General features: G+C 74.9%; 22 protein-coding genes. 7 read left to right on the forward strand and 15 right to left on the reverse strand.

Features of this window, described 5'->3' with window-relative positions; all coding sequences use genetic code 11:
• Window positions 1-187: 187 nt before the first annotated feature.
• Complete coding sequence (locus tag SJY06_RS02955) at window positions 188-724, forward strand: hypothetical protein (RefSeq protein WP_380164469.1); 537 nt, start codon at window positions 188-190, stop codon at window positions 722-724.
• A 20-nt stretch (window positions 725-744) separates the two neighbouring features.
• On the opposite strand, the gene SJY06_RS02960 is transcribed toward SJY06_RS02955, so the two are convergent.
• The 13 genes from SJY06_RS02960 to SJY06_RS03020 all read right to left on the reverse strand — a co-directional run bounded on the left by SJY06_RS02960 (window position 745) and on the right by SJY06_RS03020 (window position 12440).
• Window positions 745-1437 (reverse strand): hypothetical protein, encoded by a 693-nt coding sequence (locus SJY06_RS02960; protein WP_380164471.1) that lies wholly within the window; start codon window positions 1435-1437, stop codon window positions 745-747.
• Window positions 1437-2594, reverse strand: coding sequence for an OmpA family protein (locus tag SJY06_RS02965; protein WP_380164473.1), 1158 nt, complete (start codon window positions 2592-2594; stop codon window positions 1437-1439). The genes SJY06_RS02960 and SJY06_RS02965 overlap by 1 nt, the downstream gene beginning before the upstream one ends.
• 101 nt (window positions 2595-2695) lie before the next feature.
• On the reverse strand, window positions 2696-3352 hold the full coding sequence (locus SJY06_RS02970) for a pilus assembly protein TadG-related protein (RefSeq protein WP_380164475.1): 657 nt from the start codon (window positions 3350-3352) through the stop codon (window positions 2696-2698).
• A gap of 92 nt (window positions 3353-3444) precedes the next feature.
• A complete protein-coding gene (locus SJY06_RS02975) occupies window positions 3445-3645 on the reverse strand; it encodes a hypothetical protein (protein WP_380164477.1) in 201 nt (66 codons plus the stop codon).
• A gap of 148 nt (window positions 3646-3793) precedes the next feature.
• Window positions 3794-4480, reverse strand: a complete 687-nt coding sequence (locus SJY06_RS02980; RefSeq protein WP_380164479.1) for a response regulator — start codon at window positions 4478-4480, stop codon at window positions 3794-3796.
• Window positions 4477-5691, reverse strand: a complete 1215-nt coding sequence (locus SJY06_RS02985) for a sensor histidine kinase (protein WP_380164481.1) — start codon at window positions 5689-5691, stop codon at window positions 4477-4479. The genes SJY06_RS02980 and SJY06_RS02985 overlap by 4 nt, the downstream gene beginning before the upstream one ends.
• A complete protein-coding gene (locus SJY06_RS02990; RefSeq protein WP_380164483.1) occupies window positions 5688-6599 on the reverse strand; it encodes a type II secretion system F family protein in 912 nt (303 codons plus the stop codon). Before SJY06_RS02990 ends, SJY06_RS02985 begins: the two co-directional genes overlap by 4 nt.
• Complete coding sequence (locus SJY06_RS02995; protein ID WP_380164485.1) at window positions 6596-7519, reverse strand: type II secretion system F family protein; 924 nt, start codon at window positions 7517-7519, stop codon at window positions 6596-6598. The genes SJY06_RS02990 and SJY06_RS02995 overlap by 4 nt, the downstream gene beginning before the upstream one ends.
• Window positions 7507-8877, reverse strand: a complete 1371-nt coding sequence (locus SJY06_RS03000; protein ID WP_380164487.1) for a CpaF family protein — start codon at window positions 8875-8877, stop codon at window positions 7507-7509. Before SJY06_RS03000 ends, SJY06_RS02995 begins: the two co-directional genes overlap by 13 nt.
• Complete coding sequence (locus SJY06_RS03005; RefSeq protein ID WP_380164489.1) at window positions 8877-9227, reverse strand: TadE/TadG family type IV pilus assembly protein; 351 nt, start codon at window positions 9225-9227, stop codon at window positions 8877-8879. The genes SJY06_RS03000 and SJY06_RS03005 overlap by 1 nt, the downstream gene beginning before the upstream one ends.
• Window positions 9224-10867: a CpaE family protein gene (locus SJY06_RS03010; protein WP_380164491.1), complete on the reverse strand. Its 1644-nt coding sequence runs from the start codon at window positions 10865-10867 to the stop codon at window positions 9224-9226. The genes SJY06_RS03005 and SJY06_RS03010 overlap by 4 nt, the downstream gene beginning before the upstream one ends.
• Window positions 10864-11622: a Flp pilus assembly protein CpaB gene (gene cpaB / locus SJY06_RS03015; protein ID WP_380164493.1), complete on the reverse strand. Its 759-nt coding sequence runs from the start codon at window positions 11620-11622 to the stop codon at window positions 10864-10866. The genes SJY06_RS03010 and cpaB overlap by 4 nt, the downstream gene beginning before the upstream one ends.
• Complete coding sequence (locus tag SJY06_RS03020; RefSeq protein ID WP_380164495.1) at window positions 11619-12440, reverse strand: hypothetical protein; 822 nt, start codon at window positions 12438-12440, stop codon at window positions 11619-11621. Before SJY06_RS03020 ends, cpaB begins: the two co-directional genes overlap by 4 nt.
• 315 nt (window positions 12441-12755) lie before the next feature.
• Here SJY06_RS03020 and SJY06_RS03025 point away from each other — a divergent pair, with 315 nt between their 5' ends.
• A complete protein-coding gene (locus SJY06_RS03025) occupies window positions 12756-13178 on the forward strand; it encodes a hypothetical protein (protein WP_380164497.1) in 423 nt (140 codons plus the stop codon).
• On the opposite strand, the gene SJY06_RS03030 is transcribed toward SJY06_RS03025, so the two are convergent.
• Entirely contained in the window at window positions 13169-14569 is a 1401-nt protein-coding gene (locus SJY06_RS03030) for a VWA domain-containing protein (RefSeq protein ID WP_380164499.1), read from the reverse strand. The genes SJY06_RS03025 and SJY06_RS03030 overlap by 10 nt on opposite strands.
• Before the next feature lie 130 nt (window positions 14570-14699).
• Here SJY06_RS03030 and SJY06_RS03035 point away from each other — a divergent pair, with 130 nt between their 5' ends.
• The 3 genes from SJY06_RS03035 to SJY06_RS03045 are packed head-to-tail and all read left to right on the forward strand — an operon-like array spanning window position 14700 to window position 17286.
• On the forward strand, window positions 14700-16154 hold the full coding sequence (locus tag SJY06_RS03035) for a hypothetical protein (protein WP_380164501.1): 1455 nt from the start codon (window positions 14700-14702) through the stop codon (window positions 16152-16154).
• Window positions 16155-16156: 2 nt separating this feature from the next.
• On the forward strand, window positions 16157-16816 hold the full coding sequence (locus SJY06_RS03040) for a hypothetical protein (protein WP_380164503.1): 660 nt from the start codon (window positions 16157-16159) through the stop codon (window positions 16814-16816).
• Between the two features lie 44 nt (window positions 16817-16860).
• Entirely contained in the window at window positions 16861-17286 is a 426-nt protein-coding gene (locus SJY06_RS03045) for a hypothetical protein (protein ID WP_380164505.1), read from the forward strand.
• 36 nt (window positions 17287-17322) lie between these two features.
• Here the strand turns inward: SJY06_RS03045 and SJY06_RS03050 are convergent, their stop codons facing one another.
• Window positions 17323-17772 carry a hypothetical protein gene (locus SJY06_RS03050; RefSeq protein ID WP_380164507.1) on the reverse strand — a complete coding sequence of 150 codons (450 nt, stop codon included), beginning with the start codon at window positions 17770-17772 and terminating at the stop codon, window positions 17323-17325.
• Window positions 17773-18014: 242 nt separating this feature from the next.
• Between SJY06_RS03050 and SJY06_RS03055 the strand changes: the two genes are divergently transcribed.
• Window positions 18015-18467 carry a DUF3592 domain-containing protein gene (locus SJY06_RS03055; RefSeq protein WP_380164509.1) on the forward strand — a complete coding sequence of 151 codons (453 nt, stop codon included), beginning with the start codon at window positions 18015-18017 and terminating at the stop codon, window positions 18465-18467.
• Window positions 18468-18528: 61 nt separating this feature from the next.
• The gene (locus SJY06_RS03060; protein ID WP_380164511.1) at window positions 18529-19392 is read left to right on the forward strand and encodes a DNA-formamidopyrimidine glycosylase family protein; all 864 of its coding nucleotides are present in this window, start codon (window positions 18529-18531) and stop codon (window positions 19390-19392) included.
• Window positions 19393-19398: the final 6 nt, after the last annotated feature.

Raw genomic sequence — 19398 nt, forward strand, 5'->3', positions numbered from 1 at the left:
CGAACGCTACCCGAGGCACGGTCGGAGCCGTCGAGGACCGGCGCACCACGCACCCCGGAGGAGGTGCCCGGGTGTCCGCCGTCCGGGTGGCCCACGACTAACCGGGCCCGTGGGCCCATCCTCCGGGACGCCGGTCGTGGTTGGGTCTGCCCGTGCCGTCGCCCATCACCGCCCGGACCGGCTCGCGGTGAGCCGTGCCACCCGCCGCTACGTCTCCGGCCGCCGACGGGTGCTGGGCGCCCTGTCGTGCCTGGCGCTCGCCGGCGGCGCGGGCGCAGCCGCCCTCGGCTGGCACGTGCAGACCACGCCGGAGGACCGCACCCCAGTCCCCTTCGCCGCCGGCGAGGTGGTCACGGTGGGCGAGCGGGTGGCGTTCGTCGGGGACCTGGTCGTGTACGGCGCGGCTGACGGCGGGCGCCCCGAGCTGGAGGCGCTGGGCTGCGAGGTGACCGACGGCGGCGGCCCGCTGTCGACCGAGGAGGCCGCCGGGCAGGACCGCATCGTGGTCGACGGCGTGGGCCTGGTGCCCCTGGTGTCGTTCCCCGGGCGCGAGGGCTACGGCCTGGTGTGCACCGGGCCGGCCGCCGTCGCGGCCGCGCCGCTGTACCTGGTCCCGGGGGCCACCAGTCGGTCGCTGGTGCCGCTCGGGGCCTACTCGGTGGCCGCGCTCGGCCTGCCGCTGGGCACGGTCGGGCTGCTCATGCTCCGCGCCTCGCGCGACTGAGCCGACGGGTCGCCGGCCCGTCAGCCCGCGGCGGGCTCGATCGTGAGGCCGGGGATGGACAGGTCGCCAGGCGCGACCAGGTCCACGGTGGTGACGTCCTCGGGCAGCGGGCCGTACAGCACGTCCATGAGCAGCGGGGTCTGCGACAAGGTGAACGACTGCCCGCGGTAGGGGCACAGGCAGGAGTTCGGCGGTCCGTCCGGCGGGGCGCTCTCGCTCGCCGACGGCCGCAGCCACGACAACGGGTAGTGCCGGACCCCGTTCTCGGTGTCCTCCAGGCCGAAGCGGTCGAAGAACTCGCGGTTGGGGGTGCCCCGGTCGCTGAACGCCGACTGGTCCAGCGACCCGACGGACTCCGTGCTGGACAGCCGCAGCAGCAGGTGGGTCGCGTCGCGGGTCCGCTCCAGCGAGACGACCTCGACCGTGACCGGCACCGGGTTGTTGGCGTTGTCGAGCACCTCGACGGTCTGGCTGCCGACGGCCTGCCCCGGCTCGGCCGCCGCCTGCTCGAGCAGGTCCGCGGAGATCTGCTCCGGCGTCGGTCCCTGCGGCGTCGGGTCCGCGCTGGGCGCGGTCGACGGCTGCTCGCTGCCGACGGCCTCGCCCTCGGTCGGCGGGGTCGGGTCCGGGTCCGAGCCGGACAGCGTGCAGCCGCCCAGGGTGAGCGTGGCCGCGACGGCCAGCGCGAGGACGGTGGTCCGCGAGGTACGCATCAGTCCTGACCCGTCGTCTCGGTGAAGCTCACGCTGACCCTCCGGTTGAGCTGGCGACCGTCCTCGGTGGCGTTGTCCGCGACGGGCTCGCGCTCGCCGCGCCCCTCGACGACCAGCTCCAGGTCCGCGGAGGCCAGCGCCGGGCGGAGCACGTCGGCCACGGACTCGGCGCGGCGCAGCGACAGGTCGTCGTTGTACGCGTCGGAGCCGTTGCTGTCGGTGTGTCCGACCACCTGCAGCTCGCCCGGCGCGGCCCGGTCCGCCACCTCGGCGGCGACCTCCTCCAGGCGGGCGACGGCGGCGTCGGACAGGTCGGCGGAGTCGAAGGCGAAGAGCACGTCGGCGGCGATGTCCAGCGTCACCTGCTCACCGGCCTCGGCCTCGCGGCTGAAGCCGTCGATGTCCTCGGTGACCGCGGCCAACGGGCGCACGGAGGCGGCCGGTGCGGCCGGCGGCACCAGCGAGGAGGCCGGGACCTCGGGCCAGCCCGTGCCCAGCGGGACCTGCGCCTCGGTGACCGTGGGTTCGAGCAGGCCGTCACCGACGGGCACCCCGGTGACGATGCCGGCGTGGCCGAGGGTCACGTCCACGGTGTCCACCCCGTCCGGCAGCCCAGGCAGCACGGCGTACATCGCGTTCATGACGCCGGGGCCGTCCGGCAGCGCCTCGGTGCCGGACGACAGGGCGCGCGGCGAGCCACCGGCGTCCTCCGGGTCCGGCACGGCGTAGAGCAGCTGGCCCTGCTCGGGCAGGGCGACGTTGACGAACGTCACCGACCCGTAGGTGTTGAGGATGTCGGAGTCGAACGGGCTGCGGCCCAGGCTGCTGAAGCCGTCCGCGCTGGTGTCGTCGGCCCAGCCCACGGAGAAGTAGACGACGGTGACGTCCTGCACCCGCTGGACGGCGTGCACGGCCTGGTAGACCGGCGGGGCGTCGCTGTCCAGCGACGGCGCGACCCGGGTGGTGCCGTAGGTGGTGACCTCCACGCCCTCGCTGGACGTCACGGTCTGCGCCTCGGCGGGCGTCGACGCAGCGCCGGAAGGGGCGGCCGGGGAGGGGGCGGGAGCGGTACCCGATGCCGTGGCGGGCGCCGCGGCCAGCCCGGTCAGCGCCAGGGCGGCGAGCGCGGCGGCAGCCGGGCGTGTGGTCGAGCGCATCCGTCCCCCAGGGGTAGGCACGAGCCGGTCGGGCACTTCTCGGGCATTCCGCCCGGTCGCCGGGACCATACCGGAGGTGGCTGGGCGGGCCGGTGGTCCGCTCAGCGGACGAGCCGGGGCTCGAGGTCGTTGTAGAGCTCGTTCGGGTTGGTCGGGTCGAGCAGCGTGATGGTCGGCCAGATCCCCGTGACGTTGCCCAGGGTGTACTCGGCGCTCCAGGCCCCGCAGGTCAGCGTCGCGTCGAAGGTCAGCGGCCCGGTGCCGGCCGGCGGCGGGGGCGACACGGGTGGCAGCCGGTTCCAGCGGCAGGCCGTCAGGTCGACGTCCATGTCCGCCGTGGCCGTGGCCTCGGCGTACCCGGTGTCGGCGTCGGAGGTGCGCTGGGCCCGCACGTCGAACCGGATCCGGCTGCGGCCGTCCTGCACGCTCGGGACGCAGCCTGTCATCATCGCCTCGTTGCGGGCCGCGTAGGTGGACCCGGAGCCGCACCCGGCCACGGTGGCTGCGGCGGCGGTGGGCAGCGCGGTCACGTAGGTGAGGACGCCGGCCCGGGTCCCGGTGTCCCAGGCCTCCCGGTTGCCCTGCACCGCGGCCAGGGCGGCGGCGTCGGCGGCGGTCTGCGCCTGGGACTTCTCGGTGGTCGCGTTGCCCCACGGCACGAGCAGCGACATCAGGATCACCAGGACCGAGAAGGCCACGAGCACCATCAGCGGCAGCATCCCCTGGCCGGAGTCGTCGAGACGGACCCTGGACCTCATGAGAACCCTCCCGGCTGCTGGTGGTGGGGTGACACCGGTCCGGGGCCAGTCGTGGACTGGCCCCGGACCGGGTGGTGCTGCCGTGCTGCGGATCAGGTGTTGAGGAAGTCCGAGATCGCCGTGGTGATGGCGGTGTTGATGTTGCCCTGCTGCTCGCCGAAGACGACGAGGACGGCGGCGACGACGATGCCGATGATGATCAGGATGCCGATGTACTCCAGGGCGCCCTGGCCGGCGTCGCCACGGAGCCGGCTGTTCATCGCGGACTGGAAGCGGACGAGGTGCTTGGTCATGGTGTGCTCCTCCGGCGGTCAACCGCCTGGCTGGTGGTGCGGGCCCTGCCGGCCCCCTGCTGGTGAGGAAGACGTTACGGACGTGCCGGGGGCCTGGGCAGGGCCCGAGGGCCCAACCCCGGGCCCAACCTGACGGGTCCGGACCGGGTCACAGCGGGCGCAGGTCGTCGGCGCGGGCCCCGCCCAGCCACACGGCGACCGCCTCGGCCCGGGTCCGCACCCCGAGGCCGGCGAAGATGTGGTTGATGTGGTTCTTGACCGTCTTCTCGGCCAGGAACAGCGCGCCGGAGATCTCGGCGTTGCCGCGCCCGGCGGCCACCAGGTCCATGATCTCGGCCTGACGCTGGCTCAGCCCGAACTGCGAGCGGTCGGGGGCGGGCGTGGGCCGGCCCAGCCGCAGCGCGGCCAGCGCGGGCCGGCCGAACACCCCGCTGCCGCCGGCGGCGGCCAGCACGGCGGCCACCAGGTCGTCCGCCTCGAACGTGCCGTGGACCAGGTAGCCGACCGCCCCGGCCTCGACGGCGGCGTGGACCACCTCGGGGGTCTCGGTGAAAGTGGTCATGATGATCGCGGTCAGGTCCGACAGCTCCCGCGCGGCGCTGACGCCGTCCCGGCGCGGCATCTGCACGTCCAGCAGCACGACGTCGGGGCGCAGCCGGCGGACCACCTGCACCGCCTCCTCGCCGTTGGCGGCCTCGCCCACGACCGCCACGCTGTCGGTCAGGCCCAGGATCGACACCAGCCCGCTGCGGACCACGGCGCTGTCGTCGACCACCACGACGCGGACCGGGGTCCCGTCGACGTCGTCGGGGGCGGAACCGTCGGGGGGGTTCACGAGACGATCCTCAGCACGGGTGCCTCCCGGTCGTGGTCGGCGGCGACCGCCGCGGGCGCGGACAGCGTCACGGTGGTCCCGGTCCCCGGCGCCGACACCAGGTCGACGCGCCCGCCGACCGACTCCAGCCGCTCCCGCAGGCCCAGCAGGCCGTAGCGGCCCTGCCGCACGGCCTCCCGCTCGCGGTCGGCGTGGAACCCCGGGCCGTGGTCGCGGACCACGAGCACGACCAGGTCGCCGACCTGCCGCAGGCTCACGTCCACGGCGGCGTCGGCGGCGTGCCGGTCGACGTTCTCCAGCACCTCGCAGGTGGCGGCGCGCAACTCGCGGCAGGCCCGGGCGGACAACGGGGCGACCGCGGCGATCTCGGCCGTCACGGCCGGCCCGCGACCCGCCCCCCACTCCGCCAGGCGCTCGCTCAGCCACCCCTCGAAGCGCGTGTCGTCGCCGGCGGCGCGCAGGCCCGTCAGCAGGGCGCGGGCCTCGGTGACCGCCTCGCGGGCGCTGGTGGCGACCAGGCCGGCGTGGGTGACCGCGCGCCGCTGGTCGCGCTCCACCCACTGCGGCAGGCTGGCCGCGAGCAGGGCCACGCCCTGGACCGACTTGGCCACGGTGTCGTGCACGTCGCGCGCCAGCCGCAGCCGCTCCTCGGCCGTCGCGGCAGCCTGCCGGTCGGCGGCGGCCTGCTCGTCCTTGCGCCGGGCCTGCTGCGCGACGTGGCGGAAGCCCGCCCCGATGGCGGCCATCGACATGATGACCACCGGGGTGCCGACCATGTCGTTGAGGGTCAGGTCGGCCACCCCCGGCAACGACAGGGCGTGACCGGCGAGCAGGGCGACCACCAGCAGGGGCGACACCCACCAGCGGAACAGCACGCCGATGATGAGCGCCGACGTCAGCGCGGCGAGCACGGCGGGATGCCGCGGCCCGAGCAGCACCATCGCGGTGCTCACCAGCAGCACGTCCACCAGGGCGAGGGCCGGGTGCCGCTCGACCAGGCGCAGCACGCGGGTGCTGTGCAGCCCGAGCTGGCTGGTCAGCAGCAGGGCGATCACCACCGCGAGACCCGTCCACGAGGTACCCGTGACCAGCGTGACCAGCGCGGCTGCGGCCAGGGCGATCTGGCGGACCAGCAGCGCGACGCGGACGGTCGGGGTGGCCAGGTCGTCGACGGCCGCCGGGGAGCCGGACCGCTGCGCGGCACGCCTCACGTGAGCCCCCCGAGCAGCCCGCCCAGGTCGAGGTCGGCGCCGAGGATGAACCCCGTGAACAGCAGGGCCAGGGCGCCGGGAACGAGCACCATGGACGTGACCAGGGTGACCCGGGGTGCGACGCGGGCCGCGCGCTGCCGCTGCGCCTGGGCGCTGGCCCGGCGGGTGTCCTCCGAGATGCGGGTCAGCGTGCGGGCCAGGGGCGCGCCCAGGTCCTCCGACTGCAGGAACGCGCTGACGAACTGCGACAGCGCCTCGGAGTCGTTGCGGCGGCGGAGCTTCTCGAACGCGTCCCGCACCGAGCTGCCGTTGCGGATCTGCTCCAGGGCCAGGCTGACCTCCTCGCCGAGCGGTCCGCCGAAGCGCCGGCTCACGGTGTCCAGGGCCGCGCGGAACCCGACCCCGGCCGCGACGGTCACGGCGAGCACGTCCAGGAAGTCCGGCAGGTTGGTGCTGATCGACTCCTGGCGCAGCCGGCGGGCCCGGGTGATGCCGGCCAGCGGGAACACCACGACGGCCAGCGGCACCACCAGCAGCACCCACGGCTGGCCGTAGGCGGCGAAGAACACCCCGACCGGCACCGACAGCACGACCATGCTGGCCATGCGCGACAGCACCGAGTCCACCGTGGCGCCGTCGGGGCGGCCGGCCAGCTCGATCATGCGCTTGAGCCGGGCCTCCAGCGTGGGTCCGATCGCCCGGCGCAGCAGGGGCACCAGGGGCGCCGCGAGCCGTTCCACGGGGCCGCGGCCCTCGGCCCGGCGCCGCTCCTGCGGCTTGAGCAGCGCCAGGTCCTCGACCTCGAGGCCCTCGACGGCGTCGGAGCGCAGCAGCCGGACCCCGAGCGCGAACAGCGCCACGCAGGCCACGACGACCAGGCCCGGGACCGCGGGCAGCAGCGGCGTCACGCGTCGATCCGGGTCATCCGGCGGATGACGAGGAACCCGCTCGTGAACACCACGGTGGCGAACACCAGCGCCGCCTGCCCGAACGGGTTACGGGTCATCGTCTCGACCGTGCCGGGGTTGACCAGGTTGAGCAGCACCAGGATCAGGAACCCGAGCACGATGACCGTGTAGCCGGTGGTGACGCTCTGGGCCAGGGTCGTCCGGATCTCGCGCCGGGTCTCCTTCCGCTGCTCCAGGGTGTCGGCGATGCTGCGCAGCGACGTGACGAGCGAGCCGCCGCTGCGGGCGCTGACCAGCAGCGTCGACATGAGCACGGCGACCTCGCGCGAGGGCACCCGCTGCTCCAGCTCGGCCAGCGCGTGCTCCAGGCTGCTGCCGAACGCCTGGCTGGACGCCACGCGGCGCAGCTCGGTGCGGGCCGGCTCGTCCATCTCGTCACCCGCCACGGCGACGGCGGTGCTGATCGACAGACCCGCGTTGGTGGCGTTGGCCAGCACCCGGGCCAGCTCCGGCATCTGCGAGATGAACGCCTCGCGCCGGCGCTCCTGCCCGCGCTTGAGGTACGCGCGGATGAGCAGCACCGAGGTGAGCACCCCGATGACGCCGATGACGGGGGCGAGCAGGTTCCACAGCAGCGCCCCGATGGCGATGCCGGCCGCCAGACCGACCAGCAGCACGACGAGCGGGCTGCGGGTGCTGCCGGCCAGCATGAGCTCGCGCTCCAGCAGCTGGCCGAGGCGGGTGCGGTTGAACGACTGCTGTAGCCGGGCGGCGCGGGTGGGCCCGGCGTCGTCGGCCTGGCCGCCCACCACGGAGGCCACGGCGCGTCGCTGGGCCAGCGGCGCGGAGGCGAAGTCCAGCAGCGCCGCGACCAGCAGCATCATCGCCGCGCTCAGCAGCAGGACCGTCAGGAGGACCACGAGACGCCGCCACCCTCCTCGCCGTCGTCGGTGGCCACGGTGAACCCGTCGGGCACCGGTTCGTCCTTGGCCCGGAGCTTGGCCACGAAGCCGGCCGGCAGCGGGTGCCGCTCGAAGCCGCCCCGCCCGTCGGTGCCGCCGTGGGGGTCGAAGTGCATGACGCGGGCCAGCCGGTAGTCCTCGCGCCGTCGTGAGGTGAGGAAGTCCACCGCGACGGTGCGCCGGGTGCCGTCCGCGGTGCGCAGCAGCTGCACGACCACGTCGACCGCGCCGTTCACCTGGTCGTGGATCGCGGCGAAGGGCAGCTCGACCTCCGACATCGACGCCAGCGTCTCCAGCCGGCTCAGCGCGTCGTCCGTGCTGTTGGCGTGCACGGTGGCCAGCGACCCCTCGTGGCCGGTGTTCATGGCCTGGAGCATGTCCAGCGCCTCACCACCACGGACCTCGCCGACGATAATCCGGTCGGGGCGCATGCGCAGCGAGTTGCGCACCAGGTCGCGGATCGTCACCTGGCCCGAGCCCTCGACGTTGGCCGGCCGGGTCTCCAGCCGGATGGTGTGCTCCTGGAGCAGCACCAGCTCGGCGGCGTCCTCGACGGTGACGATGCGCTCCTCGTTGGGCACGAACGCCGACAGCGCGTTCAGCATCGTCGTCTTCCCCGAGGCCGTACCGCCGGAGACGATGATGTTGAGCCGGGCCCGCACGCACGCCGCGAGCAGCTCGGCGGTCGGCTCGTCGATGCTCTTGTACTGCAGGAGGTCGGCCATGCCCAGCGCCTTGGGGAACAGCCGGATGGTGACGGTGGGCCCGTTCAGGGCCAGCGGCGGCAGCACCACGTTGACGCGGGCGCCGCGCGGCAGCCGGTTGTCGGCCGGCAGCCGGGCGTCCACCATCGGGCTGGACTCGTCGACCCGGCGGTTGACCGTGGACACGATGCGGTCGATGGTCTGCAGCAGCTGCGCGTTGCTGGAGAACGTCGTCGTCAGCCGCTCGAGCCGGCCGAAGCGCTCGACGAAGATCGTGTCGTGGCCGTTGATCATGATCTCGCTGACGGCCGGGTCGGCCAGCAGCGGCTCCAGGATGCCGAGGCCGATGGACTCGTCGACGACGCGCCGCACCAGCCGGTTGCGCTCCCGCGTGGTGAGGATGATCCCCTCGCGCGAGACCAGGTGGGCGATGACGCGCTCCAGCCGGAGCCGGCGCTGCGCCACCTCCAGGCGGCCGAGCTCGTGGAGGTCGACCTCCTCGAGCAGCAGCTGCTTGAACCGCTCGACCAGCGGCTTGTCGACGTCGGCGGCCAGCGCCGAGCGGGTCGGGGCGGCGACCTGCTCGACGCCGAAACCCTCGTAGGAGCGCATCAGCGTTCCGTCACGTCGGGCATCTCGGCGCTGCGGGAGATCCGGACGTCGTCGAAACCGGGCACCAGGATCGGGGCCCTGACCTGCAGGGCGACCGTGCCGCCCCCGGCCGAGCAGGACGACGGCACGATGGTGAGCGAGCCCGACAGCGCGGCCTCGGCGGCGGAGCAGCCGTCCTGGCCCATCGAGCTGGCCCGCGCCCCCTGCCGGGCGGCCTCGGTGGTGTCGGTGATGGCCCACGCGATGGCCCCGACCTGCAGCAGCAGCCCGGTGAGCAGCAGCACCACGGGCAGCATGGCGATCAGCTCGAGGGTGGCCTGGCCCCGGTCGTCACCGCGTCGCCGGCTCACAGCTCCGGCTCCATCACCACGGAGCGGGAGCTGGCGATGGTGGTCGGCAGGCCGGGTAGGAACACCCCGGCCACGTTCGGCACGCCCACGCTGACCCGGATCTGACCCACCCCGTCGTTCCGCACCTGGATCTGCGACGGGTCCCAGTAGTCGTCGAGCCGCCGCTGCGCCGCGGTCTCGGCCGCTCCCACGTCGCCGTTGATCGAGTACTCGCGCACCGCGACCGACGACGCCGCCGACTGCAGCACCGACGCGTACCCGAGCACGGCCACGTGCCAGGCCACGAGCGCCACCAGGGCGAACACCGGCAGCAGCGCCACCATCTCCAGCGACGCGGAGCCGGCCTCGGCCGCCCGGCGGGCCTTGCGGCCGCGCCCGGAACGGCCGGAACGACCGGGCCGGTCGACGGGCGCGGGGGCGGGCTGCTTCTCGGGCTCCACGGCCCGCGCGGTGTCGCGCCGGCGGGGCGACGGGTTCTGGGTCACGAGGTTGATCTCCCTCCCGACCCTGCGCAGGTCGGTCCACCACTGCGGTTGGCGCACCTCGAGCGGGTTCCGGCTGTTGATGGCCGGCTCCAGCCGCCGGAACGAGGCCGGCACGGTGGTCTCCAGCACCGAGGCGCGGGTGAGCTGGCGGACCGTGTCGAGCGAGACCGTGACCTGCTTGCTCTGGCGGTTGAGCAGTACCCGGACGTCCGTCTCCTTGAACACGCCCAGGGACTCCCAGGCGTTGAACGTGCGACGCATCCCCCGCATGGAGGCCACGTCGGGGTTGGTCACGACGACCACCTCGTCGCACAGCTCGAGCGCGGTGGCCTGCACCGGGGTCACGTGCGAGCCGAGGTCGAGCAGGATCAGGTCGTACTCCTGGCGGACCGCCGCCACCACCTGCCGGAAGGCGCGGGGGGTGACGGCCTCGACGTCGCGGATGTCGGTCGGGGCCAGCAGCATGTCGACGCCGGACTCGTGCCGGCTCATGGCGTCGGCCACGGTGCCCGACGACAGGTCGTCGGAGACCTTGGCCAGGTCGGCGATGCTGATCCGGTGCCGCACCTCGACCAGGGCCGGCACGTCGCCCTTCTCCAGGTCCAGGTCGACCAGGCAGACGCTCAGGCCCGGGACGGTGCGCGCGATGTCGAGGGCCACGTGGGTGACCATCGTCGTCACCCCGACCCCGCCCTTGGACCCGGCGAAGCCGACGATGCGGGCCCGGCCGGTCAGGTCGTCCTGCCCGCCGGACGTCGGGCCCGCGGAGATCATGCGGCGGATCTGGGCCGACCACTCCGCGGCCGCCTTGAGCCGGCCCTGCATCTGGGCGAAGGACAGCGGCAGCGTGACGATGCCGCGCGCCCCGACCTCCATCGCGCCGGTGACCGTCTCGGCGTCGGAGGAGCCGGTGACGAGCAGCGACGCGGTGGCCGGTCGCCGGACGCCCAGGTCGCGGACCAGAGGCAGCACCGGGTCCGGACCCAGCAGGTCGTGCACGAGCAGGATGTCGGCGTCCTCGCGCAGCACCGCCTGGGTCAGCTCGGTGGTGGTGGCGGCCACGAAGGCGAGCTCGGTGTCCTCCATCTCGAGCAGCGTCGACTGGATCTCGCGGGCGAGCGCCTGGTCGGCCGCTCCGATGATGACGCGGGTCACGGGATCAGCCCTTCCAGGTCGGGGAGGCCCTCGAGGCCCTCGGGGATGGCCGTGCCGCCCAGGTTGCCGGCGTCGAACTGCTCGATGTCCTCGGAGCGGTCCAGGTCCGTGTCGGTGGGCAGGGCCACCAGACGAACCTCCTCGGCGAAGGCGTTGGCGTAGGTGACCGCCAGCGACTCGTCCGGCTCCAGCGCCAGCGTGACCGGGATGACGTCGGCCTCGCTGACCCCCTCCTCGCTGCTCTCGACCACGGTCTGCACGCCGCCGATCGACACGATCCGCACGTCGCGCACCAGCACCCGCACCTGGGCCGGCAGCCCCGGCACGTCGGCGAAGACGCTGTAGAGGTCGACCCGGTCACCGGTCCGCACCCGCCCGGCGACGCCGGTGACGGCGTCGACGTTGATGGCGATCTCGCGCTCGGTGGGGCTCAGGTCCGACGGGGGCACCAGCATGTCGCGGGTCACCACCGTGCCGGCCTCCACCGGGAAGCCCACCCGACGGCCCTCCAGCTCCGACAGCTGCAGCTGGGCCGACTCGCTGGTCCAGCGCTGCGGCACCTCGTACGGCTCCAGGTTGCCGGTGCCGAGCGGGTCGTAGGCCTCGATCGGCGCGACGGCCCGGTAGACGGTGGTGCTGGGACCGACCTGGCTGCTGACCGCCTGGACGTAGTTGGTGAGGATGACGAACACGGCGATCGCGACGATGACGCTCAGCACCATGAAGACGATGCCGCGACGCTGACGGGGGTTCACGAGGGGTCTCCCACGGGTTGGGGGGGCGAGGTCGGCGAGGTCGGCCCGGTGCCCGAGGGCCGGGTCCGGGTGCGGCAGAAGGGGCACACCGGGTCGGCGGCGTGCAGGCCGCACGTGTCGCAGGGTGCCGCCGGGGCCCTGACGTGCAGCGCGACGTCGGCGGGCAGCAGCGCCAGCTGCAGCTGCTCGGACAGGCCGTAGACCCCCGGCCAGCCCGCCAGCCCCTCGACGGTGCGCAGGCCGGTGGGCGCCACCGCGGAGACGACGTGCCGGACGACCTCGTCGTCGCTGCCGGCGGTGACGAAGGCCTCCAGACCGCGCCGGGGCAGGTCGGCGATCAGCTCGTCCACGCGGGCGGCCGGGACGCTGCGCGGGTCGTCGCCCTGCCGGACGACGAACCGGCTGCTCGGCCACCAGGAGCGCAGGTGCTGCGACATCGTGGGGTTGGGGCGGCTGAGCCGGGTGACCGACGACAGCACCGCGGCGGACCAGGTGTGCTCCAGCACGTCGCGCCAGGCGCTCACGGCGTGCCCGGCGTCGCGGGCCAGCGAGGCCGCCTGGTCCAGCGCGGCGGCCGCGGCCAGCGGGGCGTGGTGGGTGACGCCGTGGGCGACCAGGCGCCCGGGCTGGTTGGCGGCCACGTACGTCGCCAGCACCGTCAGCCTCGACGCGGTGCTCGCGTGACCGATGAGCACCAGCGGGTCCTCGGAGTCGGCCAGCTGGACGGCGGCGGCGGCCGGTCGCCGCACGTCGACGAGGCGGATACGGCCGAGCTCGGCGTCACGCTCGTCGGTGGTGACGAAGACCGGCTGCCACACGTGAGGAACCCCCCCGGTCTGCGCGCTGATCAGAATGGAACAGACCAGGCGGAACGCCTGCTGCCCGGGCGACCATAGCCAGGCCCGGGCCCGCCTGGTGGGCCGCTGGACCCAAAATGAGACCGGACGACGTCAGCCCGTCACGGTGGGTGACACGACCTACGCTGAACGGAGTCGGGCGCGGCCGGGCGGCGAGGCGGGCGGTGGTCCGACGGGGCCCGCCGACCGCACTCGGAGGGGGCTGCCGCCTCAGGGCGCCGCGGTCGGGCAGGCTGCGCGGTGACGGCGCACCGGCGCCGAGGAGCGGGGGACGGCGTGACCGGTCAGGCCGGACGAGATGCGCGGGCGCGGCTGCTCGTCGGCGGGCGGGACGTGTCCGACGTCCTGCTGGCCGACACCTACTGGCGACGGCTGCGGGGCATGCTCGGGCGCCGGACGCTGCCCCCGGCGCTGCTGCTGCACCCGGGCGGCAGCGTCCACGGCATGGGGATGACCCGGTCCCTGGACGTGGCCGTGCTCGTCCCCCGGGACCGGCCCGACCGCGGCCGGGTCCCGGTGGACGCCCCCATGCGCGTGGCCAAGCTGGCCGTGCTGCGGCCGTTCGCCCTGGTCACCGGGGTGCGAGGGGCCTGCGCGACGCTCGAGGCCCCGGTGGGCGGCTTCGCCGGGTGGGGGCTGTCGGTGGGCGACGAGGTGCAGGTGGTCCGCGCCGCGGCGGGCGGGACGGCTCAGCTGTAGCTGGGCTCGTCCGGGTCCTCCCGTGCGCCCGTGCGCCGGCGCCACAGCAGGTAGCCGACGCCTCCGCCGACCGCCAGCAGGATGACGAGCAGCAGGGGGACCGGGGACGTGCTGGGCGGCGGCGGCAGCTCGGCGTCGCCGGCGACGGGGGACGCGGCCGGCGACGGCAGGGCGGGCGCCTGGGACGGGGCCGCCGCGGACGGCTCGGTGCCCGCCCCCGTCGACGGCGCGGCCGAGGCCGACGGGTCGACCGCGGCCTGCCCGTCCGGCAGCAGCTCGAGCACGAAGTCGTGCGCCGCGTCCGTCGGGAAGCCGCCGGTGCGCACGGCCAGGTAGTACAGACCCGGCTCGCGGGCCGCACCGAAGGGCGACCGCGACCCGTTGGCCTCGCCCGTGCTGGTCGCCAGCGTGCTCGCCTGGCCGCGGCTGATGCCGTTGAGCAGGCCCACGTCCACCCGGCGGGCCTGCGGGTCCTGCCACTCCAGGGCCACGAGCGCCTCGGCGGGCACCTCGGCGGTGCGGATGGTGAGGCGCGCCGTCATCGACCCGCCCTGCGGGACGTCCACGGCGTACCAGAGGGTCTCGCCGTCGAGGATGCTGTCGGAGTAGGTGCCCGGCTCCAGCACGGTCGCGTCGATCAGCGACGGCCCTCCGGCCACCGCCTCGCCCCGCGGCTCGAACACGCGCAGCGCCCGGTTCTGCGCCGCCGCCAGCGCCTCGGCCAGCAGGCCGGCGTCCTCCACCGAGGTGAACTGGCCGCCGCCGGCCTCGGCCATGCACTGCAGCTGCTCGGCCCCGGACTCCTCGACCTGCAGCCCGATGGTCTCCAGGCGCAGGTCGACGCCCTGGGCGATCAGCTGCTTGGTCACCTCGCACGGCTCGGGGCCGAGGTCGTCGGTGAAGCACTCGTCGGCCCCGTCGGAGACGAGGATGACCGTGCTCGGGACGCCTTCGGGCAGGTCCTGCGCGGCCTGCTGCAGCGACAGCCCGATGGGGGTCTCGCCCAGCGCCTCCAGGCCGTCGACCGTGGCCCGCAGCCCGTCCCGGTCCAGCGGCCCGACCGGTACCGCGAGCTCGGTGTCCTCGCAGGCCGCCGCCTTGTCGGCGCTGGGCACCCGGTGCCCGTACACGCGCAGGCCGACGTCCAGGTCCTCGGGCAGGGCAGTGATGATCTGCCCCAGCGCGTCCTTGGCGGCCTGGATGCGCGTCGACCCGCGCCCGTCCGGCTCCTTCATCGACCCGGAGTAGTCGACGATCAGCAGCAGGGCCTCCGACGCCGGGCGGTTCGGTGGACCGGTGGGCTCCGTGGCCTGGGCGGGGGTCGGGGCGAGGGCGGTCGATGCCAGCAGCACCGCCGCGGTGAACCTGCTGAGCGCGCCCCCGACCGACACGGCCGTCAGCATACGCACGGGGGCCCGCCGCGAGGGGTCGGTCTCGCGGAGCGCGGGGGCGCCGGCCGTCGGACCCGTTTTGGGCCCTCGGGCCCGGCGGGCCGGCCCCGGTCTCGGCCACCCTGGAGCGGTGCCTGCCGTTGCTGACGCCGTGACCGACGCCGAGCCGACCGCGGGCGTCCGGTGGCGACGTCGGCTGCCGCGGGGCAGCGCCGGGGCCGGTGCGCTGGAGTACCTGGGGGTGCTGGGCGGCATCGCGGCCCTGGTGGCGGCGGTGGCGGTCGTCCCCGTCGCGGAACCCGCCCGGGTCGGCGTCACCACGGCGATCTGCAACCTGCTCGGCGGGCAGGACTGCGGCGGATCCGAGCAGGCCGCCGAGCGGCCGCTGCCCAGCTGCGTCACCAGCAGCCGCGACCGCACGATCGGTGCGTCGGGGACGGTGGCCAGCGTGCGGCTGGGCCGGTCCGACACCGTGTCCGAGATCGAGCTCGGTGACGGCGGCGGTCGGCTGATCCTCAAGGACACCGGGGAGCTGGGGCTAGAGGCGTCGTTCGGGGCCAAGCTGGACATCGGCGACATCGCCAAGCAGCTGGAGGCCAAGGGCTACGGCGAGCTCGGGATCACCGGGTCCGGGTCCTACGCCCTGGTCTACGAGTTCGACGACGTCCAGGACATGAGGGACTTCGCCGACGACCGGCGGGGCGTCCTGCAGCAGGCGGCCAACTACCTGGGTGGTCCGGTGGCGGACGGCATCGAGCAGGGCGTGGACTGGTTCGGCCGGTGGACCGGCTGGTACGGCGAGGACACCCCGGCGCCGTCGGCCATCGCCTTCGACGTCGGCGCGCAGGGCTCGGGCGGTGGCGGGTTCGGCGCCTCCACCCTGGCCGGAGCGGGCGGTGAGCTGCAGGCGGGGGTCAAGGGCACGGTGGAGATGAAGCTGGACGGCAGCGGGTCGTCGTTCAGCGGCGAGATCTCGGCCGCCGGCGAGGCCGACGGTGCCCTGGCCCTGCTGACCGCCGAGGCCGGCATCACGGGCAAGGCCGGGTACACGGTCGAGATGGACGGCGAGGGCCGGCCGGTCTCCCTCGTGCTGGAGGGCGAGGCCGCACCCTCGTGGTCGTTCGGCAAGAACAACGACGGCCTGCCCATCCCGAGCCCCGACAGCAGGGTCAGCGCGGACGGCAGCGGGGGGGCAGGCACCGCGTACACCCGCAGCTTCACGCTCGACCTGACCAACCCGGACAACCGGGCGGCGTTCGACCAGGCCTTCGTCACCGCGGGTCCGGTCGCCGCCCCCCGCATCCCGCGGTCCCTCGCGCCGGGTACCTACCTGCCCGACCCGGCCGACTCCGTCCGGTTGTACGGTCCCCTGGTGGATCGGTTGGCACAGGACGCGGTGTACGTGCAGGCGGAGTACGCCGGCACCCAGTTCGGCGGCAGCATCGGCGCCGAGGGTGGTGGTGGCCTCAAGTTCGGCCTCACCCTGACCGGCGGGGGCCAGGAGCGCGAGCTCGTGGAGGCCCTGAGCCGGGACTTCTCGGTGCCGGGCTCCCAGCTGGCCCCGCTGTCCTCGTGCGGAGGGTGACGGTGCGTGGTGCACGCCTGGCCCGCCCCGCCGGTCTGGCGGCCGTCGTGCTGGTCGCGCTCGTGACGGCGTCCTGCACGGTCTCCGGCGGCACGAGCGGGGAGGCCGCCCCGTCGCCGGAGGACGCCGTGACCCAGGACACCCCCCAGGACGACGCCGGGGCCCAGGGGAGCGGCGAGGTGCCCGACTCCTGGACCGCCCACGAGGTCGAGGGCCTGGCCTTCGCCCTGCCCGACTACATGCAGTCCACGGCGGACCTGATCCCGGGCACGGTGGAGACCCTGCGGGCCTCGGCGGCCGAGGGCGAGGTCCCGGCCGCCGCCGGTGTGTTCGTGGAGACGGGGGACGTCGGGCCGCTCGAGCTGCGCGCCGACCTGATCCGCCAGGTCCGCGTGGACCAGCTGGGGGCTGAGCCGGTCGGTGAGCCCCGGGTGGTGGACGTCGCCGGCGCCGCCGGGGCGGTGGTGCTGACCTGGGAGTGGGACTACGACTACCCGGGCGGTCCCACGGTGGCCAGCCGCCAGGTCGAGGTCGTGATCGCGGTCGAGGGCGAGCAGCAGTACGGCATGCTCGTCGGCGGCCCCGAGGACGTGCTCACCGAGGAGGTCGTCGACGACTTCCTGGCCAGCCTGCAGGTCACGGCGGCCGGCGGGCAGGCGTGAGCGCGTCCCGACCGACCCACCGCTGAGGCGGACGCGGGTCGGGGATGGACGTCCGGACGGTTCTCGTGGTGCTCGTCGTCATCGGCGTGGTCGCCCTCGTGGTCGGGGTGGTGGCGATCCGGGCCGGCTCGGGCCGACGTCGGCGGGAGCGGGCGGCGGTCCCGGCGACGGGGGTGGTCCGCTCGGTGCTGTGGACCGACAACGGCTCGTCGGTGCGGCTCGGCCTCGCGTGGCGCGCCCCCGACGGCAGCGGGGAGCGGGAGGGCGTGTGGCACGGCGGCGGGGGCCTCGGCGTCGACTACGGCATCGGTCAGCAGGTGCCGCTGCGCGTGGGGCGGGACGACGACTGGGTGCAGCTGGCGTCCGCGCCGCGGCAGTCGGTCGTCGACGGCTGCGTGGGTGCGGGCTTCCTCGTCGTCGGGGTGGTCGTGCTGCTCGTCGCGGCCGCCACGGCGGTGCTCACGGGCTGAGCGGCCCGTCGTCCGGCCCGCCGGCATCGACGACGGTCAGCCGCCGGAGTACGGCGCGGGTGCGGGTGCGTGGGGCGCGACCGCCGCGGCCAGCCCGCCCACCGCTCCGGCCAGCACCGTGCTCAGCACGGGCCCGGTGAGGAACGTCAGCACTCCCGCCCCGGTGGCGAGCAGACCGACCACGGCCAGCAGCCCCGGCACGAGCAGGTAGCCCGCGGCCGCGCCGGTGGCGGCGCTCAGCCCCGAGACGGCCCGGCCCTCGCCCGCCCGCCGGGCCGTCTCGCTGCCGAACCAGCCGGCGAGGAACCACGTCAGCACGGCCCCCACCGACGTGATGACGAACACGGGGCCGGCCCCGACCCGGCTCGCCAGACCGTCGGCGAGCAGGGCGACCAGCCCGCCGAGCAGCAGCAGCAGCACGACGAGCAGGACGGCCACCAGCACGACCGTGCGGGTGTGCAGCGCGACGCGTCCCCCGGGTCCCATGTCGCCTGAGGCTAGTGCGCGCGGGCCCTGACCGTGGCCGTACGAATGACGCCGCGACCGGCCCGCGGCGGTCGCTACGGTGGCCCACGGGGGACGAGCCCCTCGACGCCGGGGGGCGCGTCGCCAGGTGTCCGCCCCCTGGCCACCTGCACACGTTCGACCGGAGGACCCTCGGTGCCCCACGTCCCGCACGACCCTCGTCGCCCCGGTCCGGGTCGCCGGGCGGCGACCGGATGAGGACCGTGACGCCGCCACCACCGCCACCGGAGGTGCTGGCGGCCCAGCCGCCGGACTGGTTCCCGTGGGCCGGGGCCGCCGTCGGCGTGCTCCTGGGGCTGGTGGGCCTCGTCTGGCTGGTGCGCGTGGTGCCCCGGCTCGCCCGCGCGCGGACGACACCGGGCGTCGTGGTGGCGGTCGGCCGGGAGACGGGGCTCGAGGGCCCTCCGATGTGGCGCCTGGACGTCGAGTTCACCGACGGCGCCGGCGCCCTCCGACGAGGGCTGTGGATCGGCCAGTCGTCGTTCGACCTCACCACGTACCGGCCGGGGACGCCGGTCCCGGTCCGCTACGACCCACGCGACGGCGGGGTGGTCGACCTGCCCGGTGGGGGCCGGCCCCACGCCGTGCTCGTCCCGTCCCTGCTGCTCGCGTTCGGGCCCCTGTTCGCCGTCGGGTTCTGGTTCCTCACCTCCTGACGGTGGCGGGCGTCGGGCCCGCGGGCTGTGCCGGGCGGCCCCGGTACGGCACGATCGGTCCGTGCCCGAGCTGCCGGAGGTGGAGGCGCTCGCCCGGTTCCTCGCCGAGCGGGCCGTCGGACGCGTCGTCGCGAGGGTCGACGTCGTCGCCCTCAACGTGCTCAAGACGTTCGACCCGCCGCCCACGGCGCTGCACGGGCTGCAGGTCACCGGGGTGTCCCGGCACGGCAAGGTCGTCGACCTGGACGTCGACGGGCTGCACCTGCTGGTCCACTTCTCGCGTGCCGGCTGGGCGCAGTGGCGCGACCCCGCGCCCACCACGCCGGCCCGGCCGGGCAAGGGGCCGCTGGCGCTGCGGCTGCTGCTGGACGACGGCGACTCGCTCGCCGCGCTGGACCTGACCGAGGCCGGCACGCAGAAGCGCCTCGCGGTCCACGTCGTGCACGACCCGGCGGACGTGCCCTACGTCGCCCGGCTGGGGCCGGACCCGCTGGGCCTGGACGCCGCCGGGTGGGGCGAGGTGCTGGGCTCGACCCGGCAGCGGCTCAAGACCGTGCTGACCGACCAGCAGGTCGTGGCCGGCATCGGGAACGCCTACTCCGACGACATCATGCACGCGGCCCGGCTGTCGCCGTTCGCGCCCGCCGGTGGTCTGGACGAGGCCCGCCTCGAGCGCCTCACCGAGGCCGTGCAGCAGGTGCTCGGGGTGGCCGTGCAGCAGGCCGTCGGCCACGAGCCGGGAAAGCTCAAGGACGCCAAGCGCGGCCGGATGCGGGTGCACGGCCGGACCGGTCAGACCTGCGACGTGTGCGGGGACACCGTGGCCGAGGTGTCCTACACCGACTCCTCGTTCCAGTACTGCCCGACCTGCCAGACCGGCGGGCAGAAGCTCGCCGACCGGCGGCTGTCGCGGCTGCTCAAGTAGGGGCGC

The sequence above is a fragment of the Jannaschia sp. R86511 genome, assembly GCF_042466345.1.
Classification (GTDB): domain Bacteria; phylum Actinomycetota; class Actinomycetes; order Actinomycetales; family JBBAYJ01; genus Aquipuribacter.